The following is a 23,835-nucleotide window of genomic DNA, read 5'->3' on the forward strand; positions in this document are numbered from 1 at the left end:
TTTTTTATTTTAATCCATAAGCATTTTTTAAATTGTTTAAATTCGCACTCGCATTCAAAAGCAAACAATCAGCCAAAACTAAACGCACCATAGCACTAGCTACAACACTTCCTCTAACACCTACACAAGGATCATGCCTACCTTTGAGTTCAAATTCCAAATTATTGCCAAATTTATCTATACTTTCTTGCTTGGCAAAAATAGAAGGAGTAGGTTTAAAATAAGTTTTTAAAATAAGATTTTCTCCATTTGAAATTCCTCCTAAAATTCCTCCGCTATGATTGCTTAAAAACTTGCCATCTTTTAAAGCATCATTATTACACGATCCGCGCATTTTGCTTGCATTAATACCTTCGCCTATTTCAACTGCTTTAACAGCATTAATTCCCATTAAAGCATGAGCTAATTTAGAGTCTAACTTATCATAAAGAACTTCTCCAAGTCCTATAAGCATACCACTAACTTTTGTAAAAACAGCAGCGCCTACGCTATCTTTTGAATTTCTAGCATTTAAAATTTCATTTTTAAAGTCACTTTCTAGTTTTGGATCAAGGCAAAAAATTTCACTTTTCTTAGCAAATTCAAAATCAAATTCTTTTTCTTTCAAATTTGATACAAAAGTTCCTACCCCAAAAACACCACTTTGAACACAAATGCCAAATTCACGCAAAAGCATCGCTGCAACTGCACCACCAGCCACTCTAGCAACACTTTCCCTAGCACTTGATCTACCCCCACCCCTATGATCTCTTATGCCATATTTATAAAAATAAGTAAAATCCGCATGAGCAGGACGAAATAGATCTTTTAAATTATCATAATCCTTAGAATGGGCATTTTCATTAAAAACCACTATAGCTATGGGATGACCCGTTGTATATCCTTCAAAAACCCCGCTTAAAACCTGAGCTTTATCGCTTTCTTTTCTTGGTGTTGCAAATTTACTTCCGCCTTTGCGTTTATCAAGCTCATTTTGCAAAAATTCTTCATCAAATTTAACTCCAGCAGGTATTCCATCAATAATACATCCAACAGCCACACCATGAGACTCACCAAAACTTGTAAATTTCAATCTCGTACCAAAGGTATTCACTATAAAGCTCCTAATTTCTCAAGTGCAATTTTTGCTGCCATTTGCTGTGCTTCTTTTTTGCTTCCTGCAATAGCTCTTGCAAGTTCTTTACCATCAAGCATTAAAGCAATTTCAAATTGCTTTAAATGATCAGGGCCAAAAGCACGCACTGTTTCATACTGCGGAGTTTGTCCGATTTTTCCCTGTGTAATCTCTTGTAATTTTGTTTTATAATCTTTTATAAGAATTTTTGCATCAATTTGAGGGAAATTTTTTTCTATAAGCCTTAAAGCAATAGTTTTTGCAAACTCAAACCCAGCTTCTAAATGTATAGCACCTATAATAGCTTCTAACGCATCTGAAAGTATAGAAGGCTTTTCTTTTCCTCCATTGTTTTCCTCAGCAACACTCATAAGAATAAAATCGCCCAAATTTAAACTATTTGCAATTTTTGCAAAAGACTTTTCATTCACTAAAGCCGCTCTAAGCTTAGATAAATCTCCTTCGGCATCTTTAGCGAATTTATGAAAAAGGTATTCACCCACAACTAAATCAAGCACAGCATCACCTAAAAATTCCAAGCGTTCGTTGTTGTAAGATTTTTTAAAACTTTTATGGGTTAAAGCATGTATAAGAAGATTTTTATCTTTAAATTCATAAGTTAAACTCTGCTCTAGTTTTTCAATGTTTTTCATCATTTTCCCTTGCAATTTTCAAAGCAGCTTCACGCGCCAATGTATCACACCTTTCATTTTCCAAATGTCCATTATGTGCTTTTACCCAAAAAGCCTTAATCTTATGAGATTTTGCCACTTTAATATATTCCTTCCATAAATCTATATTTTTTTTACCTTTAAAATCCTTTTTTATCCATCCTTCTAGCCATTCATTAATACTTTGAACCATTAGGTTAGAATCTGTAAAAAGCGAAATTTCACAAGGCTCTTTTAAAGCCTTCAAAGATTCAATAATTGCCATTAACTCCATTCTATTGTTAGTGGTATTAGCCTCAGCTCCAAAACCTTCCTTTTGATACTCCTTATAACGCAAAATATAAGCCCATCCGCCAAAACCTGGATTATTAAGACATGAGCCATCTGTATAAATTTCAATGTGTTTCATTGTTTTTCACTTCATAAATAATTTTACAAGTATTAAACTCATAACAAACAGGACAGTGATAAAAAAACAAAGGCATAACATTTTTACACTCAGAACAACGATATGAAAATTCTAACCCCGCATTAAAAGAATTATCTTTTAAAATTTTTAACATTTTAAAGTTAGAATTTTTAAAAACAAACTGGTGCGTATCATCATGCTTTGAAATTTTACCCAAAGCATAAAAGAATTCTAAAAAATCTTGATTTTCTAAATTAAACGCTTCATTTTCTCTATAAAGCAAATCACAAATATCAAAAAAATTTTGCCCTAAAAACATATGATATTTTTCAAAAACTAAACGCCCCAACATAGGATTATCTTCTATTTTAAATTCTAAAAGTTTTTTCTTTTTTTCTTCATCAGTAATATTAAAAGTACAAAGTTCTAAAGCTTTGATAAAATCACTCTCTTTTTGTACATCTTCATTAAGTTCAAAAAGACATTCTAAAAGTTCTAAATTTTCTTTATAAGAACGAAGTTTTAAATAAACAATTTTTAAAAGTTTTAAGGCTTGTATATTTCTTGGACGCAGTTTTAAAGCTTGTAATAAAACTTCTTTTGCACGCTCTAAAAATCCTGCTTTAAAATAAACTTTTGCTAAAGAAAGGAAAATAAATTCTCTTTCTTGTTTATCTTTACATTTTTCAAGAGCAATCAAATAAATTTGAGTTGCTTTTTCAAATTCCCCACTTTTGGTAAAAATTTCGGCCAAAAAACTTAAATTTCCAAAACTCAAGCTACTATTTCTTAATAACTCTTTATGAGCGTTATCCATTTCAAATTTTTTTATAAATTTTTCAAGCTTTTGTTCTTCATCTTTGCTAGCAAATATTTTCCAAATATAATTTGCAACAGCTACAACAAATACTAAAATGGTTAAAATTATAAGCCCTACTAAAGGGTCTCTGTATTCTACAAAGAAAAAATCCATAGTCTCGCTCTAAAAATTTTATGCCAAATTATAGCCAAATCTTTGTATAATTTTAACAAGGTTTGTAAAATGATAACTAAAGAAAGTATAGAAAATTTATCCCAAAGACTTAATATTGTTGATATTATAGAAAATTATATTGAAGTAAAAAAACAAGGCTCTAGTTTTGTATGTATCTGTCCTTTTCATGCAGATAAAAACCCGTCTATGCATATCAATCCTACCAAAGGTTTTTATCATTGTTTTGCTTGCAAAGCTGGTGGAGATGCTTTTAAATTTGTAATGGATTATGAAAAATTAAGTTTTGCCGATGCAGTTGAAAAAGTTGCAAGCCTTAGTAATTTTACTTTGAGTTATACAAAAGAAAAACAAGAAAATAAAAAAGAGCTAAAGTCTATACTACCAAGCTTAAATGCGTATTTTAAAGATAATCTCAAACACCACAAAGAAGTTTTAACCTATCTTTACCAGAGAGCTTTAAATGACAAAGATATAGCCAAATTCGAATTAGGTTTTGCAGGAGCAAGTGAAGATAGTATAAGATTATTGCAAAATCAAAAAATTCCTTTAGAAGATGCTATGAGTGTTGGAGCTTTAAAAAAAGATGAAAATAATGAATTTTACGCAAGTTTTATATGGCGTATCACCTTTCCAATCTACGATCATAAAGACTTATTGGTAGGGTTTGGAGGGCGCACTTTAAATCCCAATGTACCGGCAAAGTATGTAAATTCACCCCAAAATATACTTTTTGATAAAAGTAGAATTTTTTATGCTTTTAACATCGCTAAAGAAAATATAGCCAAAAAAAAAGAAATAATAGTATGTGAAGGCTACATGGATGCAATAGCTTTTCACAAAGCAGGGTTTAACAATGCTGTAGCAGTTCTTGGAACAGCATTAACCGAACATCATCTACCCTTAATCCGCCGTTATGATGCAAAAGTGATTTTATGTTTTGACAATGATGAAGCAGGATTAAAAGCTGCGACACGATCTGCATTTTTATTAAGCACAAACAAAATAGACGGTAAAGTGGCAATTTTGCAAGGCGGAAAAGATCCTGCTGAGCTCGTAGCAAAAAATGAAAGCACAAAACTCCATAATATACTCGATGAAGGAATAGAGCTTGGTGAATTTTATATCAGACGCTTAATATCCACTCATTCCATAATTTCTGCTCTTGATAAACAAAAAGCTTTAGAAACTATACAAAAATTCACCTTTAATCTTGAACCTTTAGTGGCAAATTCTTACACTAGTCTAGTTTCAAATTTATTAAAAGTGGATGAAAAATTTATTGTCTTATCACAAAATTCAAAAAAAACCATACAAACCCCTTTAATTTCTCAAAATAAATACAATTTTCCTAAAGAAAAAATTCACATTGCAGAATTAGAACTTATAGCCTTTTTAAAACAGCATCCAGATATATGTAACGATTTTAAGCAAATTAGTGATAGTGTTTGTTTTAAACATAAGATTTTATTGGATAAAATTTTAGAAAAAAAAGGTTATGAAGATAGTGATATTAGAGAATTTGAAAGTAAAAATATTCGAAAAAATTTAAACTATAGCGAATTCTTGTTAGGTATTTGCAAGGTTAATTTAGCTTTTTTAAACAATGTAAAAATTAAAAATTCTACACTCGCATTAAAAAAACAACTTTTTACGCTTATTGATAAAAATTTAAATCTTTTAATTAAAAATTTAAATACCGAAGAATTAAATAATTTTTTAAAAGAATATTTAAGCTTCTTAAAATATGAAAAAAACGAAGAAATTCTGCAACAATCATTTAGAAACTTAAATGGAATTTTTGGTAACAAAAACTTTACAGCTTATGATTTAGGATTTAGCATACAAAATAATGACGAACCTTTTTAATTTATTTAAATTTCAAGCCTTAATTTACCTTTTTTTAAACACAATCACGCTAAAGTATATAAAAATTTTTAAGGATAAATTATGATGCCTTTTAGTGATGAAGAGCTTATAAATCCTGTTAAAGCAAGTTTAGAAAAGAGCTTACCTATGCTTGAACATGATGGCGGAGGGCTTGAATTTTTAGGAATTAAAAATGGGATCGTTTATGTCCATTTAATAGGAGCTTGTAAAGGCTGTGCATCGAGTGGAACAACGCTAAAATACGGTCTTGAAAGGCAACTTAAGATTGATATTCATCCGGAAATCACTATAATCAATTTAAACGGCGGAGCAGACGAATTTGCAAAATTATAAAAAACTTGGAATTGAACATTTTTACAAAAAAGATTTTAAAACTGCAAAAATGTATTTTTCTATGGCTTATGAAAAACGCAAAAATAAACGCTTGCTAAATTTTATCTGCCTTTGTGATCTTGCTTTAAAATCTCCTAAAGAAGCTTCTTTACTTTTTGATTTTTATATAGAACATTACAAAATCTCTAGCATTGATAAAGACTTAGAAGAAATTTTAAGTACAATTGAATTTAAAAAACAAGAAAACAAACAGGAAAACGAATTTGAAAACGAATTTGAAGATGGGCATGCGTTAAATTATCAAGATTTTTTAAAAAGCGAAGAAGAACTTGGCTTTCAAAAAAGTTTTGAAAATATCATTAACAGCACTAAATTAGTTATTGATAATCGTGATGATTTTTTAGATTTTTTGGAAAAATTACTTGATAATGGCTATAAAGATATGACTTTAAATTACATAGAAAATGTTATGCCTCATTTTTGGGCAAATAATAGATTTATCAAACTCCAAGAAAAACTCATGGGATTTAAAAGTGAAATTAAAACTTGAAAATTCATTCATTACAGATAACACCTTAGAGTGTGAAAAAGAATGCTTTTTTTTGCAAACCACACAAAATGCTAAATTTCACGCTCAAGCCTTAGAAAAAGGTGCAAAAATCATTGATGTAAATGAGTGTAAAAAACTTTTAAAAATCGATGAAAAGATTCAAATCATAGGAATCACAGGAACCAATGGCAAAACCACAACCGCAGCAGCGATTTATTCTATCTTATTGGATTTAGGTTATAAATGCGGGCTTTGTGGGACAAGAGGAGCTTTTATCAACGATGAACAAATCGATGAAAAATCCTTAACCACCTCCCCTATTCTTAAAACCTTAGAATACCTACAAATAGCCACTCAAAAAAAATGTGATTTTTTCATCATGGAAGTAAGCTCACACGCGCTCGTTCAAAACCGCATCGAAGGCTTAAATTTTGCTGCTAAAATTTTTACCAATATCACTCAAGATCATTTAGATTTTCACGGTACTTTTGAAAATTATAAAGAAGCAAAAGAACTTTTTTTTACCGATGAGAGTTTAAAATTTATCAACAAAGATGCTTTGGCTATTAAATTTAATGTGCGTAATGCTTTTACTTATGGCATAGAAAATCCTGCTTTATATCAAATCAAAGCTTATTCTTTAGAAGAAGGCATTAGTGCTATTGTAACAAATAAAAATCAAACTTTTCACATAGACTCGCCCTTGCTAGGACTTTTTAATCTTTACAATCTTCTAGTTGCTAGTGCTTGTGTGAATGAACTCGTAAAGCCTGATTTAAAAGACTTGGAAAAAGCTATCAGTGGATTTGGCGGGGTTTGTGGCAGGGTAGAACAAGTAGCAAAAGGTGTGATTGTAGATTTTGCTCATACGCCCGATGGCATTGAAAAAGTGCTTGACACTCTTAAAAATAAAAAACTCATCGTTGTTTTTGGAGCAGGTGGAGATAGAGATAAAACCAAACGCCCTTTAATGGGAAAAATCGTCGAACATTTTGCAAAAATTGCTATCATTACAAGTGACAATCCACGCAGCGAAGAACCAAAAACCATCATGGAAGAAATTTTATCAGGCTTTACTAAAAAAGAAAAAGTTTTAATGATAGAAGATAGAAAAGAAGCTATAAAAAGAGCTTTAGAACTAAAAGAAAATGACGATTTAGTCGTTATTTTAGGCAAAGGTGATGAAACTACTCAAGAAATTAAAGGGATAAAATATCCTTTTAGTGATAAAGTAGTTGTTAATGAAATTTTAAAAAATCAAGGATAATCAATGTTTGAAAATATGGATTTTTCTAAAATGGGAGAACTTTTAAATCAAGTTCAAGAAAAAGCAAAAAATATAGAACTAGAACTTGCAAATCGTGAATTTAGTGCCAAAAGTGGAGCAGGACTTGTTAAAATAAGTGCCAATGGAAAGGGTGAAATTATCGATGTTAGCATTGATGATTCTTTACTTGAAGATAAAGAATCCTTGCAAATTTTACTTATTTCTGCAATTAATGATGTTTTGGCTATGGTTGCACAAAATCGTTCAAGTATGGCGAATGATGTTTTAGGCGGTTTTGGAGGTATGAAATTATGAAAAAAATTTTAATTATTTGCATGCTTTTTACTTTGTCTTTTGGTATAGAAAGACCTAAATTTGAAGATTTTTTAGCAGGTTATGAAAGAAATAAGGCAAGCATGCTCAACTATGAAGGAATGCCAGCTTTTGCACTCAGTGAAAATTTACTTGCTGTGTTAAAACAGCCTAATGCTAAGCTTAACAAATATGTAAAATACGATCCATTTTTAAATTTATATCTTGTAAGAACTGACTTTAGCCTAATCCCTACTCCTATGGGTGATGAAGAAAAACTTACTCGTAATGATTGGGTTGGAATTTGGGATCCTAATAAACCTTATATAGGGCATATTAAGTATTTAGCTCAAAATATTGATGAAAAAGATCAACTTGATTTTAATTCTAAAATAGGACTTTTAGGGACTCCATGCTGTGAAATGATGGGGATTGCTTTAAATAATAGCTCTTTTATAGGCAATCGCTATTTAAAACATTTTATGAAATATAACGATGTTTATTGGGGGGATATTGGCGTTGATTTTGTTGTTCGAGAAAATAAAATTTATGTTAACAATGTAAGAAAAAATCCACAATTTTTAATCAACGATCAAGTTATAAGTGTTGATGGCTTGCCCGCCAATGATTTAAGAAAACTCAATGAAAAAATTCTTTTTGCAGATCGCGGAAGCACTCTTTATTTTCAAGTGTTGCGTGATAATATGGATTTAAATATTTCTACTGAAGTTTTTGCAAAAGATTTGAGCAAATTTAACCTTCCTGATTCTAAACCAAAACCAAAAATTACAAATTTCACAAGCAATCTTGGTTTAACGGTTAATACTAGTCTTGTTGTAACCAAAATAGATCCAAAATCAAAAGCATCAAATGCAGGATTTATGGTAGGAGATAAAATTTTACGCGTTAATAATATTATTTTAAATAATTTTAAAGAATTACAAAATATTTTAAGTGCTGGTAATGACTTTAGCATCTTAATTGAACGCAAAAGTACTAAATTACCTTTATCAAATTTCAACAATGAACTAGGCGGAAATGCCAACTCAGGTGGCGATGGTAAATTTCAATTTTTCATAAGGCTTACTAAGTGAATTTAAAAGAACTTTTTATCCATCACTTAGAAAAAAATCTACCTAAAGTTGAAAGCTTTCATCCTTTTTTTAATGAAGCTTTAGCACTTATGTTAAAAGCGGGGGGAAAGCATTTTCGCGCACAATTGCTTTTAAGCGTAGTACAAAGCAATAAACCTGAACTTTTAAATCAAGCTTTAGATGTGGCTTTAGCTTTGGAGTTTATCCATACTTATTCACTCATACACGATGATTTACCCGCTATGGATAATGCAGACTTTAGACGAGGAATTCCAACCTTACACAAAAGCTACGATGAAACTACAGCCATCTTAGTGGGTGATGCTTTAAATACTGAAGCTTTTTTAGTTCTAAGTCATGCTCATTTAAAAGATGAAATCAAAATCAAACTCATCAAAACCCTTGCCTTTAATGCAGGACTTAATGGAATGGTCATAGGACAAGCTATTGATTGTTTTTTTGAAGACAAAAGACTGAGTTTAAATGAACTTGAGTTTTTACACACACATAAAACCGCAAGATTAATCGCTGCAGCTTTAAAAATGGGTTGTGAAATTTGCGAACTTAACAACGAAGAAAGCAATCAAATTTACAAACTTGGTTTAAAACTAGGACTGATTTTTCAAATCAATGATGATATTATCGATGTAACCACAAGTCAAGAACAAAGCGGAAAGCCTACTAACAACGATATTCATAAAAATTCTTTTGTCAATTTACTTGGACTTGAACAAGCCATAAAAACAAAAGAAAATCTTCTTAGTGAATGCGAACAAGACTTAGAAAAACTTAATGAAAAACTCGCACAAATGATACAAAATTTAATAATTCAATACTTATAAAGGCAAAAAATGGACATTCAAATTTTACAAGAACAGGCAAATACTCTAAGATTTTTAAGTGCCGATATGGTGCAAAAAGCAAACTCAGGACACCCAGGTGCACCTTTGGGTTTAGCAGATATTTTAAGTGTTTTAAGTTATCATTTAAAACACAATCCTAAAAATCCCACTTGGCTAAACCGCGATAGACTTGTATTTTCAGGCGGACATGCAAGTGCTTTGCTTTATAGTTTTTTACATTTAAGCGGCTATGACTTAAGCTTAGAAGATCTTAAAAATTTCCGCCAACTTCATTCTAAAACCCCTGGACACCCTGAAATTTCAACTCTTGGAGTAGAAATCGCTACAGGCCCTTTAGGACAAGGCGTTGCCAATGCTGTAGGCTTTGCTATGGCAGCAAAAAAAGCACAAAATTTGCTAGGCAGTGATTTAATCGATCATAAAATTTATTGTCTTTGCGGAGATGGGGATTTACAAGAAGGCATTTCTTATGAAGCTTGTTCTTTAGCAGGACTTCACAAACTTGATAACTTCATACTTATTTATGATAGCAACAATATCTCCATAGAAGGCGATGTAGGTTTAGCCTTTAACGAAAATGTAAAAATGCGTTTTGAAGCACAAGGATTTGAAGTTTTAAGTATAAATGGACACGATTATGAAGAAATCAATAAAGCCTTAGAACAAGCTAAAAAATCCACAAAACCTTGTCTTATCATCGCAAAAACAACTATAGCAAAGGGTGCAGGAGAGCTTGAAGGCAGTCATAAAAGCCATGGCGCACCTTTGGGTGAAGAAGTGATTAAAAAAGCCAAAGAACAAGCAGGTTTTGATCCAAATATCAGTTTTCATATCCCACAAGCAAGCAAAATCCGCTTTGAAAGTGCTGTAGAACTTGGGGATTTAGAAGAAGCAAAATGGAAAGATAAGCTTGAAAAAAGTGCTAAAAAAGAACTTTTAGAAAGGCTATTAAATCCTGATTTTAACAAGATAGCTTATCCTGATTTTAAAGGAAAAGATCTTGCTACAAGAGATAGTAATGGTGAAATTTTAAATGTTTTAGCTAAAAATTTAGAAGGATTTTTAGGTGGAAGTGCAGATTTAGGCCCTTCGAATAAAACAGAACTTCACAGTATGGGAGACTTTGTAGAAGGTAAAAATATCCATTTTGGTATCAGAGAACACGCTATGGCAGCGATTAACAATGCTTTTGCAAGATATGGAATTTTCTTACCATTTTCGGCAACTTTTTTCATCTTTAGCGAGTACTTAAAACCTGCCGCAAGAATAGCAGCTCTAATGAAAATCAAACATTTTTTCATTTTCACACACGATAGCATAGGCGTGGGCGAAGATGGACCAACACACCAACCTATAGAACAACTTAGCACTTTTAGAGCTATGCCAAATTTTTTAACCTTTAGACCTGCTGATGGGGTGGAAAATGTCAAAGCTTGGCAAATAGCCCTAAATGCTGATATTCCGAGTGCTTTTCTGCTTTCACGCCAAAAACTCAAAGCTCTAAATGAACCTGTTTTTGGAGATGTAAAAAATGGAGCGTATTTACTCAAAGAAAGCAAAGAGGCTAAATTTACACTTTTAGCAAGTGGAAGTGAAGTTTGGCTTTGTTTAGAAAGTGCAAACGAACTTGAAAAACAAGGTTTTGCTTGTAATGTTGTTTCCATGCCTTGTTTTGAACTTTTTGAAAAACAAGATAAAGCTTATCAAGAAAGATTGTTAAAAGGTGAAGTTATAGGTGTTGAAGCAGCACATTCTAATGAACTTTATAAATTTTGCCATAAAGTGTATGGCATAGAAAGTTTTGGAGAAAGTGGCAAAGACAAAGATGTGTTTGAACACTTTGGATTTAGCGTTTCAAAGCTTGTAAATTTTATCCTTAGCAAATAAAATGAATACAAATTTCAAATTTCAAAATAACACTCTTTTTATCTTTGGAATTTGGGATAAAACAAGCATTTATAAGTTAAAAATAAAAGATTTTTTAGCTTTGATCCAAAGCAAGGAAGTGATTTTTGATTTTAAAGATCTAAAAGCAATCGATACCGCTGGAGTGAGATTTTTCCTTGCTTTGGAAAATGATCTTAAAGATAAAAATATTAAAATCGCCAAAGAAGGCTTAAATTCACGCTTTCAAACCCTTTTTGAACTTTGTGAAAAAAACTACCAAAGACTAAGCAAAACAAAAAAATCACATAAAAATTTCAGTGAATACTTTATCGATCTTGGAAAATTAAGTTTAGAACTTTTAAAAATTTTAAGAAAATTCATCAATTTCACAGGAGCTTTTTTCACAAGTCTTTTTTTATGCCTTAAAAATCCTAAAAATTTTCGCTTTATTGCTTTTTTATATCATATAGAAAATTCTGCTTTTAAAGCCTTACCTATAGTTATTTTAACTGCTCTTTTAGTAGGAGTGGTTTTAGCCTATCAGGCTGCTTATCAACTCGCACAATTTGGAGCCAATATTTTCATAGTGGATTTGATGGGAATTTCAGCCACTAGAGAACTTGCACCTTTAATCGCTGCCATAGTGATCGCAGGAAGAAGTGCAAGTTCTTATACCGCACAAATTGGAGTGATGAAAATTACTGATGAAATTGCAGCTATGAATACTATGGGTTTTCGTTCTTTTGAATTTATTATTATTCCACGTGTCATGGCTTTGATAGTGGCTATGCCTTTAATCGTTGCCATTAGTGATGCGATCAGTATTATAGGTGGAATGATGGTTGCAAAATTAAATCTTGATATTTCTTTTGCCGAATTTTTAAGACGCTTTAGAGAAGCTGTAGATATAAAACATATCTTTATAGGACTTGCAAAAGCACCTATTTTTGGATTTTTGATAGGACTTATTGCTTGTTTTCGTGGTTTTGAGGTAAAAAACACTACACAAAGCATAGGAATTTATACAACAAAAAGCGTTGTAAATGCTATTTTTTGGGTGATAGCTTTTGATGCTTTATTCTCTGTTGTTTTAACTTCTGCAGGAATTTAAATGGTTATTAAAGCGCAAAATATCATTACAAAATTTGGAGAAAAAATTGTCCATGATGGCGTAAGTTTTGAAATCAAAAAAAACGAAATTTTTGGTATTTTAGGAGGTAGTGGAAGTGGAAAATCCGTCCTTTTAAAACAAATGCTTATGCTTGAACATTTTGATGGTGGAGAATATGAAATTTTAGGCTATAAACTTAAAAACATCAACGAAAAAGATGCACTTGCTTTGCGTAAAAAATGGGGTGTGGTTTTTCAGTTTGCTGCACTTTTTAGCTTTTTTAATGTTTATGAAAATATCGCCATTCCTTTAAAAGAATACACTCATTTAGATGAAAATAGCATACAAGAACTGGTTTTAATGAAGCTAAAAATGGTAGGCTTAAACGAAAGTGTTTTAAAACAATTTCCAAGCGAACTTAGTGGCGGTATGCAAAAAAGAGTGGCAATTGCTAGAGCTTTAGCACTTGATAGTAAATTGCTTTTTTTAGATGAACCTACTTCAGGACTTGACCCTCATAGTAGTCGTGAATTTGACGATTTGGTTTTAGAGTTAAAAAAAAGTTTTGATCTAAATATCATTTTGGTTACACATGATAAAGAAAGTATGAAAAATTTACTCGATCGTTTTATCATTTTAGAAAATAAAAAAGTTGGATTTTGCGGCACTTATGAAGAATTACGCTTGCAAAATGAACGACTTTTTAAAAGATTTATGGAGTAAAAGTGGAAAATAGAGCAAATTATTTTTTTGTAGGACTTTTTGTTTTTGGAGTATTTTTTGCAAGCCTTGGTTTCATACTTTGGCTTGGTGGATACTCTAAAGAAGAAAGTTTTAAGTATTATGAAATTCACACACAAGAATCCGTTGCAGGACTTGGCGTAAAAGCACCCGTAAGGCTTTTGGGCGTGGAAGTAGGTAGTGTAGAAGAAATTGGCATTTATAATCAAGATGAACTCGGCGTTAACATACGCATTAAGGTTAAAAATAACACCCCTATAAAAGAAGATACTTTTGCTACTTTGCAACTTCAAGGTATTACAGGACTTAAATTTGTCCAACTTCAAGGCGGAAGTAAAAATAGCAAAGATCTAGTATCTATACAGGGAAAACTTCCAGTCATTCCTTTTAAAGAAAGTTTTTTAGCGACCATAGACAGACAAAGTGAACATATTTTTTCTTTGGTTAAAACGGCCGATGATAAATCAAAAGAACTTTTAAGCGAAAAAAATCTTAAAAATCTAGAAATCCTTTTGCAAAATCTAGCAGAACTAAGTGCAAATTTAAACGCTAATTCTAAAAATTTAAGCCTTAATCTTTCAAACGCAAGTTTAAAAATAGGAAAAATGGCTGATAATATAAGCCTTAGTGCACAAAATTTCAACTCCAGTCTTAAAGACATAAAAGAAAGCACAATGATTTTAAAAAATTTCATAAAAAAAGCTGATGAAAAATTAAACACTTATGATGATATTAAAGCATCTTTGATTCAAAATTTAGAGCTTTTTAAACGAGTTTTAATTGAAAGCAATATTCTAATAGAAAATTTACAAAACAGCCCTGCTGATTTGATTTTTAAAGAAACCAAACCTAAACTAGGACCAGGAGAAAAATAATGCTAAAGCAATTATTCTGTATTTTGACTTTTATTTTTATGTTATGCGGATGCTCTTTAAGACACGAAACCATCAATAAAAATGAAAATATCATATTAAAAGACGAAGGAATAGACTCAAATATTTTTTTTAAAAAAACCGGTAAAATTCTTAAAATTCGCAATACAAATGCACCTTTGTATTTAAACTCGCGAGCTATTGTTTATATAGATAATGGTTTTAGCAACAAATACGCACATTATTTCTGGGGAGATTTGCCAAGCAATCTTTATTCTTTTTTAATTTTATCAAAATTTGAACAAAGCAATATTTTTACAACCTTACTTTCTTCAACAAGCTCTTTAAGTGCGGATTATGCTCTTGAAAGCAGGATTAACTCTTTTGAGCAAATTCTTAATAACAATGAAAACTACGCTCAAATTTCTATAAGCGTAAATTTCATAAATCTTGAAAACAATCAAATAATAGCTCATAAAATTTTCAATACCAAAGAAAAAATAGAAAAAAAAGATATCCGCTCTACTTATAATGCTTTTCAAAAAGCCTTGAATAAAATTGGCAATGAGATTGTTTTTTGGGTAAATTCTAACTTATCCTAATTTAGGAACACTTTTTGCTTTTTAAATATTTAGCAATATTTTTGAAAGGTAAACAATGAAAAGTGATTTAGATATATTTAAAAAACACTTAGGTGAAATTCAGGGCGTGAATGAATTTAAAGCAAATCAAATTTGCTCTCAAATCAATGATGCAAATGATTTTATAGGAGCACTTCAAGTGCTTGATATGTCTTTAAAAAAAATAGAAAAAAGCATTCTAGAAAGAATAGATGAAAATTCAGATGATATGCAAAAAAGAACTCTTGATGCCACAGCGTCACAACTTATACAAAACTGCTCTTTCATGGGAACAGCTCTTTTTGGAAATATTTTCAATGTTTATGTTGGTAAAAAACTTTTTGAATTTGAAATTGCTAATCCACTTTTAATTCTTCAAACAAGTAATTACGGAGGTGTATTGGCCTATATACAAGATAAAAGAGATGAAATAAAAATCATTCTATCAGAATTAGCAACCGCAATTACCATGGGCGAAACTATGGATAATGCTGGAATTTATAACTCTACAATGGATTTTAAAAATTTATTTAAATAAGAATAGTAATCGTTTGTTCTCTTTAAGCAAATATAATATATTTTAGCTTAAAGAGATTTTCCAAACTCTAAAAGAGAGTTAGGCTACGAATAAAAAGGGGGAGGGAAATAGCCTAACCCAAACGAGATCTTAAAAGATCTCTTTAAACTAAAATAAATATTTAGATAATTTAACAATTTTTATTAAATTATCTAAACCATATTTATGTTTTAGTTTAATACGATGTGACATTTTATTCTAAAAACACTTAATCTGCTATAAAATATCATTTAGTAACTTAACTTATTAAAGAATATTACTACAATATTATTAAAAAATTTTAAATTTTTAGGATTTTAAGAAAAAAATATTATTTTTATAATTTAATATCATATCATAGAAAGAATTTCAGCACGCCCATTAATCACGGCAACACAATGTTCATAATGAGCCGCATTCAGCCCATCAATACTTCCAGCATCCCATTTTCCATTATAATGCTTTGGTGTTCCATCTTTTTGGCATATCATAGGCTCTATGCAAAACACCATTCCATTTTTAATTTTAGGGCCACTTTTTGCACTCGCACCTTTTTCTAAATAGTTTAAAATTTCAGGCTCTCCATGGGGCTTTCGTCCTATACCATGCCCGCAATATCCACGAAGCGGGACAAAACCTCTTACATGGATAAATTCGCCTAAAGCAGCTGAAAGTTCCTTAAAACGCATTCCATCACGAATAATATCTATAGCATGATATAACGCGTCTTTAGCACAAGAGATTAAAGCTTTATCAGCGGGTGAAACTTCTCCTATAGCAATAGTTCTTGCTGCATCCCCATAATACCCATCAATCAAACTTCCCACATCAAGACCTAAAATATCACCCTCTTTGATAATTTTATCATCTGGAATTCCATGGATACAAACTTGATTTAAAGATGTGCAAATGGCACCTGGAAAACCATAAAGTCCCTTAAATGATGGCTTGGCGCCAAGGCTTAAAATATAATCTTCTGCCATTTTATCGATTTGTTTTAAGCTCATTCCTATTTTAATTTCATTCTCTAAAAAATTTAAAGTTTTTGCTACAATTTGATTTGCTATTCTTAATTTTTCTATTTCATCTGGTTTTTTCAATTCTATCATTTTATTTCCTTAATAAATTTAGCCAAATTTTAGCAGTATTTTTTAAAGATTCAACATCGCTTGAAGCATAAAAATGTAATTTTGCTTTATGATTTTTCAAATCTATATTTTCTCTTTCTTTAAGAAATTCAACTATAGCATCTCCTGAATGAATTAATTTTGTTTTATCACCAAAATACTTACTTAAAGAACATCCTAGTAAAGGGAAATGAGTGCAAGCGAGTATCAAAGCATCTGGAGTTGTGATATTTTTAAAATAATATTCCATAGCACTTTGCAAAAAATCTCCTTCAAAAATACCTTCTTCAACCATAGGCACAAAAAGCCCTGTAGCTAAAGCATTTATATTTGTATATCCTTGAGATAACAAACGCTTTTGATATTCTTCTGATTTAATGGTTGCTTTTGTCGCAATGACTAAAATTTCTTTATTTTTATCATGCAAAGCTTTTATCGTTGCTTCAACCCCTGCATCAATTACGCCATATACTGGAAAATGTGCTTTTGCTCTTAAAGCATCTAAAGCATAAGCACTAGCGGTATTACATGCAATGATAAGCATATCAATTTGAAATTGTTCAAAAAAATCCAATGCTTCAAGACAGAACTTTATAATAGTATCTTTATCTTTCACTCCATAAGGAACTCTTGCGGTATCTCCATAATAGATAATTTCATCAAAAAGCCTAGCTTCATAGAGAGATTTTAAAACACTAAGCCCTCCTACTCCGCTATCAAATACACCTATTTTCACTTTAATACCTTCTTGCTCCTATATAACGAGCCTTCCAATAAGAACTATTTAGCTCGACTTCTTTTACTCCACCTTTAGTAGATAAATGTATAAATTTTCCCTTGCTCATATAAATACCAACATGCATACCATTTGGCCCTCTACCTGTCTTAAAAAATACCAAATCTCCTGTTTGCAATTTTGATTTAGAAACTTTTCTTCCAGAACCTAATTGAGTTTTTGTAGTGCGAGGTATGCGTATATTAAGCTGAGCTAATGCGCTCTGTGTAAATCCTGAACAATCAGCACCTTTTTTACTAGTTCCACCTAAAACATAAGGGGTTTTTTTCCATTCATTTGCAATAACCTTGAGCCTTGCTTCTTTATTTGTGTTGTAACTAGGATGATAGTTTAGATTCTGATAAAAACTACATCCACTTATAAAAAATATAATCGTAATAATAAAAAAAATATGCCTCATCAATCCCCTTAAGATCGAGTAGTAAAGAATTTAAGATAAATAAAACCCCAAATCCCAGAACAAAATGAGGCTATAAGAATAGCTAAGTTATCTGCATAATTAAAAATATCACTAACTTCATACGCCAATCCATCAATAAACAAACTCATTGTAAAACCAATTCCTGTAAGTATGCAAACCCCATAAAGTTGTTTCAAATTTGAACCTTGGGGCAAAGCTGCAAATTTAAAGCGGATTGCCAAATAAGAAAATAAAAATACACCCACTTGTTTACCTACAAAAAGCCCTAAGAAAATACCTACACTTACACCTGAAAAAATTGCTCCTATATCGATATTGGATAAATTTACTCCAGCGTTAGCAAAAGCAAATAAAGGTAAAATAATAAAAGCAATCCAAAATTTTAAGCTTTCATAAATTTCTTCTAAAAATGCTTCCCCATTTTTAGTTTGCATCGGTATAAAAAATGCTGTTACAATTCCAGCTAAAGTTGCATGTACTCCACTTTTTAAAACACTAATCCAAAGAATAACTGAGCAAATAAAATAAAAAGACTTTCTTGTTATCCCCAAAAGATTTAAAATAAGCATTACCAAAATAGCAAGTCCTGCAACGACAAAAGCAACTATTGATAATTTTGTCGTATAAAAAATAGCTATAATTAAAATAGCACCCACATCATCAAAAATAGCCAAAGAAAGTAAGAAAATTTTTAAACTTGATGGAATGTGCTTGCCACACATCATTAAAATCGCTAAGGCAAACGCTGTATCTGTGGCTGTAGGTATAGCCCAACCTTTTAAAGTATAAGCATCTCCTATATTTACCAAAGCAAACAACATCGCAGGTATAAGTATACCGCCTAAAGCAGCCATAAAAGGTAAAACAATATTTTTAGGATTTTTAAAATCCCCGTGCAAAAATTCCTTCTTAAGCTCAAGCCCTATAGCAAAGAAAAATATAGATATAAGCCCATCATTTATCCAAAGTAAAAAAGGCTTATTAAGCTCAAATTCACCTACGCTAAATCCGACTTTTAAATTTAGAAATTCTCGATAATGTTCGCTAAAAGATCCATTTTGCACAAGCAAAGCAAGCAAAGTACAAACTATAAGTAAAACGCCGCCAAAAGCCTCATTTAAAACTAAAGTTTTTAATTTATGTACTATATTATTCATTTAACAATCTTAAGATAAATAAAACCAACAATGGCACTTAAAAAACTAGCTACTAAAATAGCAAGTTTATCCGCATATTCAAAAATATCACTATTTTTATAAGCCAAACCATCAATAAACAAGCTCATCGTAAAACCGATGCCTGTTAAAATACATATACCATAAAATTTTCCATATTTAATATTTTCAGGTAATTTTGCAAGTTTAAGTTTGATAGCAATAAAACAAAAAGTGAAAACACCTAATTGTTTTCCTAAAAATAGTCCTAAAATAATCCCAAGACTTACAGGAGAAAATACTGAACCAAGATGCATATCTCTAATATCAATTCCAGCATTGGCAAAAGCAAATAAAGGTAAAATAAAATAAACTACCCAAGGATTTAAATCCTTAAGAACTTCATGTAAATAAGGTTTTTTATTTTTTGTATCAAGAGGTATAAACAAAGAAATGATCACACCAGCCAAAGTTGCATGCACTCCACTTTTAAGCATAGCTATCCACAACACAACACCTACCAACACGTACAAAGAAAGATGGGTGATGTGATAATAATTTAACAAAAGCAGAGCAAATATACAAAACAAACAAATAATAATTGCTAAAGCTGAAAGCTGATCTGTATAAAACAAAGCAATAATAACAATAGCACCCAAATCATCAAAAATAGCTAAAGAGAGTAAAAAAAGTTTTAAACTTGTAGGAATTTTATTTCCCAAAAGCATTAAAATACCCACTGCAAAAGCTATATCAGTTGCTGTAGGTATTGCCCAACCTTTCATAGCAAAATCATGAGAATAATTAATAGCAATAAAAATTAAAGCCGGAGTAATCATACCCCCTAAAGCTCCAAATATAGGTAAAGATACAGCTCTTATATTTTTAAGTTGCCCACATAAAATTTCATATTTTAACTCAAGCCCTATACATAGAAAAAATATAGCTATCAAACCATCATTTATCCATAAATCCAACGATTTTGAAATTTGAAAATGATCAAATCCTACTGTAAAATTAGCATGAAAAAAATCTGTATAAATAACACTTAAAGAAGAATTTTTACATAATAAAGCTAAAAATGTAAAAAATATAAGCAAAATACCAGGGAAAGTTTCACTTAAAACCATCTTCTTTATCATTTGCATCCTTGCTCCTAAGTAAATATTTGTAAAAATTTAATACGATAAATAAAATGATAAAATTATAACGAAAAAATACTAAAGAAATAATTATTTAAAAAAACAAGCCCAAGATACCAAAAAGTTCTTAAGCTTGTTCTTAAGATATTTAAGCGTAAATATCCAAACCACTAGAGCTAGACGCTTGTAGAGCGGAGGCTTGAGAGACACCTTCCATACCTTCGATGAGTTCATTCATCAATGCCTCGTTTGTGTCCATAGATTTTTTCAAAACTGAAGTATTAACAGCAGTCATTAAATTAACATTACCCATAGAAACATCTGAAACCATACATCCTCCTTTTAGATTGAGTCTTAAGACTTTATTTAAATCGGATGATATTTTTAAAACTTAATATTTTTTACTAAACTTTTTAAAATTTTTCAAAGGAACCAATATCTGAAATTAAAAATCATAAATTTTTTAAGATAAAATCCTATTTTAAAAATTTTTACACTATGAAACAATAAGCAAAATATAAATGATTGATGCTTTTAAAAGCGAATTAAATGGATAAAAATTTATTTCAATAAATTTAAGTTTTATCTTATTTTATACAATTTTTAATATAATCTAAAATTATAATTTTAAATGAGAAATCAGGAGCTTGCTAATGTTACTTAACACGCCTTGCAGGGGGATAGTAGATACAAATTTTGAAAGCAAAAGAATTAGCATAACTTCAACTTTAAAATTTCAAGAAAAAAAGAAAAAGTAGAAGCTAAGGCTGAGAAAGAAGAAGCAAATAAAGACAATAGCAATTCTACAAACACAAATACCAATAAAAAAGATAAACTTTTGGATATATCTGCTTAGTCTAAAATATACTATAGCTATATCTCCTTAAAGAATACGCAATAAATGATTTTTTGATTTTTATTAAGCTTTTAAAACATCGAAAAAAGGAAAAATTAAAAAACACAAAAACAATATCCCAAAGTCCATAGCTTAGAAGAAGACCTTGCGATACTTAAAAACAACCCATATTAAATCACAAAAATAAAATATATTTAAATATTTATTAAAATACATTTTATAATTTAATAAAAAAAATATTATCAACATAAAAGCTTATTTTTTAGTTCTATTTAAGATTTTTAGTATTATACTAGCCATTATTTATTTTGATAATAAATATTATTTTTATCAAAAATCAAGGATAATGATAATGAAAATTTTTAAAATTATATTTTTAATTATAGGTATTTTTTTATCAAGCTCAGCTTTTGCTAGGGTAGATGATTATATTAATGAAGCAAATCTTATCAAAGATATGCTAAAACAAAGCATAGAAACTTATAAAAAGGGCGATAATCTAGGCGCCAAAAAGCTTAGCGAAGATGCGTATTTTCAACATTTTGAAAATATGGAAGGCCCAATAGGAAGAAACATAGGAAGAAAAGCCATCACTATGGAGCGTAAATTTGTAAATTTGCGTCGCATGTATAAAGATGAAGCTCCTTTAACACAAATTAATGCTTTAATTGATAGTCTTTATTATGATCTTGATGAAGTAGCTCCGATTTTACAAAATGGATATCGTTTAAAAGCAGAAGCAAGCGATATAAACTATGATAAGACTAAAGCTGAAAAATCAAGCCTAGAAGCCAATGCCAAACGCGAAGCTGATGCAGAAGCTTTAATCGCACAAATGATGGGTGTAGATAAAAAAGATTTAGCACAAAGCTCTTTAACCACCCAAGCTCCTATACCTGTAAATAATGATACAAGCAAACTTATAGATGATAATGCAAGCACTGATTTACAAGCTGCCGCTGCAATGGACGTAAGATTGCAATTTATACTAGATAATATCTCTACCAAATTTTCACAGGCAGCTAATGCTTTTAAAGAAAAAAACTACCAAACTAGTAAAGATTTTTTAAATGATGCCTTATTTAGTGATTATCGCAATACCAAAGTAGAAATTTTAGTAAATAAATTTACCAAAGCAGGAAACGATCAAAAAATTCAACAAGCCATACGCACCCTTATACGCCAAATCAACGATGCAAAAATAGATGAAAAAGGCTTAAGAGATGGCTTAGATAACATAGAAGAACAAATTTTTGATGTTTTCTTACAAATTCCAAATTCAGAACTTTCAAGTTTGCAAATTTCAGGCTTTAATGATGAAACAAAAGGCAAAGATTATGCCAAAGTTTCTAATGATATCAAACTTGCTTTAGATGAAATTTTAAAAAATTATGATGGCTTTAGTGCTTCTATAGTAGATGATTTACAAGGAATTTATCTAGATATTTTTGAAGCAAGCGGTATGGAAAATAAAATCGGTGCTGTAGATAGCGGCTTAAAACTTAAAATAGAAAGTTTATTTTCCAAAGGCGTGGCACTGATTAAAGCAAGTGCAGATAAAAAAGAGCTTGAAGCTACTTTTAATGACTTAGAACAACTCATAGCAAGCAGTGTGGATAAAATTCAATATTCTACTCCTTATTCGCTGTTTATATGGGCTTTAGGTATTATTTTGCGTGAAGGCTTGGAAGCTTTGATTATCGTTGTAGCCATTGTTTCTTATCTTGTGCAAAGTGGCAACAAAAATCGTTTAAATATCGCCTATAGTGCTCTTTTTACAGGAGTAATTTTAAGTTTTGTTACCGCTTTTGGAGTTTCTTGGCTATTTAAAGAAAATGCAGGACAAAGTAGAGAGCTTATAGAGGGTATTACCATGCTTATAGCCGTATTGCTACTCTTTTATGTGGGCTTTTGGCTACTTTCAAACGCACAAAATAAAAAATGGACAAGCTTTATCAAACAAGGTGCTATAGATGCTATATCAAACAATAGTGCAAAAACCCTTTGGATTACCGTATTTTTAGCTGTTTATAGAGAAGGTGCAGAAACTGTGCTTTTTTATCAAGCCTTGCTTTTTGATGCTAAAACAAGCACTGATTTTGGCGCTGTTTTTGGCGGACTTGGACTTGGAATTTTAATACTTATTGTTTTATATTTTCTTTTAAAAGCAGGAGCCATTCGCATACCTGTAAAACAATTTTTCTATATCACTTCTTACATTATTTTTTACATGGTTTTTGTTTTTACAGGCAAAGGCATAGCCGAACTCATAGAAGGAAAAGTCATCATTCCTGGTCTTATACCTATGAATTTTGAACCGATTTTATGGCTTGGAATTTATCCTTACTATGAAACTTTAATCCCTCAATTTATAGTTTTAATTATGCTAATTATTGGCATTTTAATAACAAAACAAATTTCAAAAAAAGGAGTAAAATCATGATAAAAAAAGTTTTATCAGTAGTTGCTGCAGCTGCGGTTATTAGTACAAATTTATTTGCAGGCGAAGTGCCGATCGGCGATCCAAAAGAACTTAATGGCATGGAAATAGCCGCTGTTTATTTACAACCTATTGAAATGGAGCCAAGAGGTATTGATTTAGCTGCATCTTTAGCAGATATTCACCTAGAAGCTGACATTCACGCACTTAAAAACAATCCAAATGGTTTTCCAGAAGGTTTTTGGATGCCTTATTTAACTATAGCTTATGAACTTAAAAATACCGACACAGGTGCAATTAAACGTGGAACTTTGATGCCTATGGTGGCTGATGATGGTCCTCACTATGGTGCAAATATTGCTATGGAAAAAGATAAAAAAGGTGGCTTTGGCGTAGGAAATTATGAACTTACTTTTTATATCTCAAATCCAGAAAAACAAGGTTTTGGACGCCATGTTGATGAAGAAACAGGTGTGGGTAAGTGGTTTGAACCTTTTAAAGTAGATTATAAATTCAAATACACAGGCACGCCAAAATAATTTTACGCTCGGATTTTCCGAGTGTTTGAATATTTTTATTTTTATTTGAAAAATTAAAATAACAATGTTTAAAGAGTAA

The 23,835-nt window shown here is 30.7% G+C and carries 25 protein-coding genes and 1 pseudogene; 16 read left to right on the forward strand and 10 right to left on the reverse strand.

The window, feature by feature from the left end:
- Positions 1-4 precede the first annotated feature (4 nt).
- From aroC to FBF10_RS01215, 4 genes are read right to left on the reverse strand one after another with little or no spacing between them, the layout of a single operon-like run.
- Positions 5-1,093 carry a chorismate synthase gene (aroC, locus tag FBF10_RS01200; RefSeq protein WP_002889073.1) on the reverse strand — a complete coding sequence of 363 codons (1,089 nt, stop codon included), beginning with the start codon at positions 1,091-1,093 and terminating at the stop codon, positions 5-7.
- A complete protein-coding gene (gene rnc, locus FBF10_RS01205) occupies positions 1,093-1,767 on the reverse strand; it encodes a ribonuclease III (protein WP_002851153.1) in 675 nt (224 codons plus the stop codon). Before rnc ends, aroC begins: the two co-directional genes overlap by 1 nt.
- Positions 1,754-2,194 carry a ribonuclease HI gene (gene rnhA, locus FBF10_RS01210; RefSeq protein ID WP_002851277.1) on the reverse strand — a complete coding sequence of 147 codons (441 nt, stop codon included), beginning with the start codon at positions 2,192-2,194 and terminating at the stop codon, positions 1,754-1,756. Before rnhA ends, rnc begins: the two co-directional genes overlap by 14 nt.
- Positions 2,181-3,167, reverse strand: coding sequence for a CDC27 family protein (locus tag FBF10_RS01215; protein WP_002858970.1), 987 nt, complete (start codon positions 3,165-3,167; stop codon positions 2,181-2,183). The genes rnhA and FBF10_RS01215 overlap by 14 nt, the downstream gene beginning before the upstream one ends.
- A 69-nt stretch (positions 3,168-3,236) precedes the next feature.
- Here FBF10_RS01215 and dnaG point away from each other — a divergent pair, with 69 nt between their 5' ends.
- The 13 genes from dnaG (at position 3,237) to FBF10_RS01280 (ending at position 15,263) form a co-directional block, all read left to right on the forward strand.
- Positions 3,237-5,054, forward strand: a complete 1,818-nt coding sequence (gene dnaG, locus FBF10_RS01220) for a DNA primase (protein ID WP_002889071.1) — start codon at positions 3,237-3,239, stop codon at positions 5,052-5,054.
- Positions 5,055-5,135: 81 nt separating this feature from the next.
- Positions 5,136-5,408: a NifU family protein gene (locus FBF10_RS01225; protein WP_002872273.1), complete on the forward strand. Its 273-nt coding sequence runs from the start codon at positions 5,136-5,138 to the stop codon at positions 5,406-5,408.
- Positions 5,395-5,958: a hypothetical protein gene (locus FBF10_RS01230; protein WP_002889069.1), complete on the forward strand. Its 564-nt coding sequence runs from the start codon at positions 5,395-5,397 to the stop codon at positions 5,956-5,958. The genes FBF10_RS01225 and FBF10_RS01230 overlap by 14 nt, the downstream gene beginning before the upstream one ends.
- Positions 5,942-7,225: a UDP-N-acetylmuramoyl-L-alanyl-D-glutamate--2,6-diaminopimelate ligase gene (locus FBF10_RS01235; RefSeq protein ID WP_002889067.1), complete on the forward strand. Its 1,284-nt coding sequence runs from the start codon at positions 5,942-5,944 to the stop codon at positions 7,223-7,225. The genes FBF10_RS01230 and FBF10_RS01235 overlap by 17 nt, the downstream gene beginning before the upstream one ends.
- A 3-nt stretch (positions 7,226-7,228) precedes the next feature.
- Positions 7,229-7,540, forward strand: a complete 312-nt coding sequence (locus FBF10_RS01240; protein ID WP_002870244.1) for a YbaB/EbfC family nucleoid-associated protein — start codon at positions 7,229-7,231, stop codon at positions 7,538-7,540.
- Positions 7,537-8,631, forward strand: a complete 1,095-nt coding sequence (locus tag FBF10_RS01245) for a PDZ domain-containing protein (protein WP_002870243.1) — start codon at positions 7,537-7,539, stop codon at positions 8,629-8,631. The genes FBF10_RS01240 and FBF10_RS01245 overlap by 4 nt, the downstream gene beginning before the upstream one ends.
- Positions 8,628-9,473, forward strand: coding sequence for a polyprenyl synthetase family protein (locus FBF10_RS01250; RefSeq protein WP_002851379.1), 846 nt, complete (start codon positions 8,628-8,630; stop codon positions 9,471-9,473). Before FBF10_RS01245 ends, FBF10_RS01250 begins: the two co-directional genes overlap by 4 nt.
- Before the next feature lie 9 nt (positions 9,474-9,482).
- Positions 9,483-11,381: a transketolase gene (gene tkt / locus FBF10_RS01255; protein ID WP_002858974.1), complete on the forward strand. Its 1,899-nt coding sequence runs from the start codon at positions 9,483-9,485 to the stop codon at positions 11,379-11,381.
- 1 nt (position 11,382) lies between these two features.
- Complete coding sequence (locus FBF10_RS01260) at positions 11,383-12,492, forward strand: ABC transporter permease (RefSeq protein ID WP_002889058.1); 1,110 nt, start codon at positions 11,383-11,385, stop codon at positions 12,490-12,492.
- Positions 12,493-13,215 carry an ATP-binding cassette domain-containing protein gene (locus tag FBF10_RS01265; RefSeq protein WP_002860093.1) on the forward strand — a complete coding sequence of 241 codons (723 nt, stop codon included), beginning with the start codon at positions 12,493-12,495 and terminating at the stop codon, positions 13,213-13,215. It begins immediately after the preceding gene.
- 2 nt (positions 13,216-13,217) lie between these two features.
- Positions 13,218-14,108, forward strand: coding sequence for an MlaD family protein (locus FBF10_RS01270; RefSeq protein ID WP_002871890.1), 891 nt, complete (start codon positions 13,218-13,220; stop codon positions 14,106-14,108).
- Positions 14,108-14,707, forward strand: a complete 600-nt coding sequence (locus FBF10_RS01275; RefSeq protein WP_002871891.1) for an ABC-type transport auxiliary lipoprotein family protein — start codon at positions 14,108-14,110, stop codon at positions 14,705-14,707. The genes FBF10_RS01270 and FBF10_RS01275 overlap by 1 nt, the downstream gene beginning before the upstream one ends.
- A 55-nt stretch (positions 14,708-14,762) precedes the next feature.
- Entirely contained in the window at positions 14,763-15,263 is a 501-nt protein-coding gene (locus FBF10_RS01280; RefSeq protein WP_002858979.1) for a flagellar FLiS export co-chaperone, read from the forward strand.
- Between the two features lie 368 nt (positions 15,264-15,631).
- Here the strand turns inward: FBF10_RS01280 and map are convergent, their stop codons facing one another.
- From map to FBF10_RS01310, 6 genes are all read right to left on the reverse strand, one after another.
- Positions 15,632-16,390, reverse strand: coding sequence for a type I methionyl aminopeptidase (gene map, locus FBF10_RS01285; protein WP_002858416.1), 759 nt, complete (start codon positions 16,388-16,390; stop codon positions 15,632-15,634).
- Position 16,391: 1 nt separating this feature from the next.
- On the reverse strand, positions 16,392-17,144 hold the full coding sequence (gene murI / locus FBF10_RS01290) for a glutamate racemase (protein WP_165433888.1): 753 nt from the start codon (positions 17,142-17,144) through the stop codon (positions 16,392-16,394).
- A 1-nt stretch (position 17,145) separates the two neighbouring features.
- Positions 17,146-17,604, reverse strand: a complete 459-nt coding sequence (locus FBF10_RS01295) for a C40 family peptidase (protein WP_002860097.1) — start codon at positions 17,602-17,604, stop codon at positions 17,146-17,148.
- A gap of 8 nt (positions 17,605-17,612) precedes the next feature.
- Positions 17,613-18,782 carry a Na+/H+ antiporter NhaA gene (nhaA, locus tag FBF10_RS01300; protein WP_020247150.1) on the reverse strand — a complete coding sequence of 390 codons (1,170 nt, stop codon included), beginning with the start codon at positions 18,780-18,782 and terminating at the stop codon, positions 17,613-17,615.
- Entirely contained in the window at positions 18,779-19,927 is a 1,149-nt protein-coding gene (nhaA, locus tag FBF10_RS01305) for a Na+/H+ antiporter NhaA (RefSeq protein WP_020247151.1), read from the reverse strand. Before nhaA (FBF10_RS01305) ends, nhaA (FBF10_RS01300) begins: the two co-directional genes overlap by 4 nt.
- Before the next feature lie 142 nt (positions 19,928-20,069).
- Positions 20,070-20,252 carry a YjfB family protein gene (locus FBF10_RS01310; RefSeq protein WP_002860099.1) on the reverse strand — a complete coding sequence of 61 codons (183 nt, stop codon included), beginning with the start codon at positions 20,250-20,252 and terminating at the stop codon, positions 20,070-20,072.
- Between the two features lie 322 nt (positions 20,253-20,574).
- On the opposite strand from FBF10_RS01310, the pseudogene FBF10_RS08685 reads away from it, so the two are divergent.
- The 3 genes and pseudogenes from FBF10_RS08685 to FBF10_RS01325 all read left to right on the forward strand — a co-directional run bounded on the left by FBF10_RS08685 (position 20,575) and on the right by FBF10_RS01325 (position 23,756).
- Positions 20,575-20,777, forward strand: a pseudogene (locus tag FBF10_RS08685) (hypothetical protein).
- Between the two features lie 352 nt (positions 20,778-21,129).
- On the forward strand, positions 21,130-23,220 hold the full coding sequence (locus FBF10_RS01320; protein ID WP_002888687.1) for an FTR1 family protein: 2,091 nt from the start codon (positions 21,130-21,132) through the stop codon (positions 23,218-23,220).
- Entirely contained in the window at positions 23,217-23,756 is a 540-nt protein-coding gene (locus FBF10_RS01325; RefSeq protein ID WP_002778842.1) for an iron transporter, read from the forward strand. The genes FBF10_RS01320 and FBF10_RS01325 overlap by 4 nt, the downstream gene beginning before the upstream one ends.
- Positions 23,757-23,835 lie beyond the last annotated feature (79 nt).

It is taken from the genome of Campylobacter sp. CFSAN093249, from assembly GCF_011067895.1.
GTDB classification, from domain to species: domain Bacteria; phylum Campylobacterota; class Campylobacteria; order Campylobacterales; family Campylobacteraceae; genus Campylobacter_D; species Campylobacter_D jejuni.

Coding starts and splice junctions, on each gene's coding strand:
- FBF10_RS01225 (WP_002872273.1), top strand. CDS start 5,136: ATGATGCCTTTTAGTGATGAAGAGCTTATAAATCCTGTTAAAGCAAGT.
- FBF10_RS01245 (WP_002870243.1), top strand. CDS start 7,537: ATGAAAAAAATTTTAATTATTTGCATGCTTTTTACTTTGTCTTTTGGT.
- rnc (WP_002851153.1), bottom strand. CDS start 1,767: ATGAAAAACATTGAAAAACTAGAGCAGAGTTTAACTTATGAATTTAAA.
- FBF10_RS01280 (WP_002858979.1), top strand. CDS start 14,763: ATGAAAAGTGATTTAGATATATTTAAAAAACACTTAGGTGAAATTCAG.
- rnhA (WP_002851277.1), bottom strand. CDS start 2,194: ATGAAACACATTGAAATTTATACAGATGGCTCATGTCTTAATAATCCA.
- map (WP_002858416.1), bottom strand. CDS start 16,390: ATGATAGAATTGAAAAAACCAGATGAAATAGAAAAATTAAGAATAGCA.
- FBF10_RS01310 (WP_002860099.1), bottom strand. CDS start 20,252: ATGGTTTCAGATGTTTCTATGGGTAATGTTAATTTAATGACTGCTGTT.
- nhaA (WP_020247150.1), bottom strand. CDS start 18,782: ATGAATAATATAGTACATAAATTAAAAACTTTAGTTTTAAATGAGGCT.
- FBF10_RS01295 (WP_002860097.1), bottom strand. CDS start 17,604: ATGAGGCATATTTTTTTTATTATTACGATTATATTTTTTATAAGTGGA.
- tkt (WP_002858974.1), top strand. CDS start 9,483: ATGGACATTCAAATTTTACAAGAACAGGCAAATACTCTAAGATTTTTA.
- FBF10_RS01260 (WP_002889058.1), top strand. CDS start 11,383: ATGAATACAAATTTCAAATTTCAAAATAACACTCTTTTTATCTTTGGA.
- FBF10_RS01240 (WP_002870244.1), top strand. CDS start 7,229: ATGTTTGAAAATATGGATTTTTCTAAAATGGGAGAACTTTTAAATCAA.
- FBF10_RS01215 (WP_002858970.1), bottom strand. CDS start 3,167: ATGGATTTTTTCTTTGTAGAATACAGAGACCCTTTAGTAGGGCTTATA.
- FBF10_RS01325 (WP_002778842.1), top strand. CDS start 23,217: ATGATAAAAAAAGTTTTATCAGTAGTTGCTGCAGCTGCGGTTATTAGT.
- FBF10_RS01265 (WP_002860093.1), top strand. CDS start 12,493: ATGGTTATTAAAGCGCAAAATATCATTACAAAATTTGGAGAAAAAATT.
- dnaG (WP_002889071.1), top strand. CDS start 3,237: ATGATAACTAAAGAAAGTATAGAAAATTTATCCCAAAGACTTAATATT.
- FBF10_RS01275 (WP_002871891.1), top strand. CDS start 14,108: ATGCTAAAGCAATTATTCTGTATTTTGACTTTTATTTTTATGTTATGC.
- nhaA (WP_020247151.1), bottom strand. CDS start 19,927: ATGCAAATGATAAAGAAGATGGTTTTAAGTGAAACTTTCCCTGGTATT.
- FBF10_RS01320 (WP_002888687.1), top strand. CDS start 21,130: ATGAAAATTTTTAAAATTATATTTTTAATTATAGGTATTTTTTTATCA.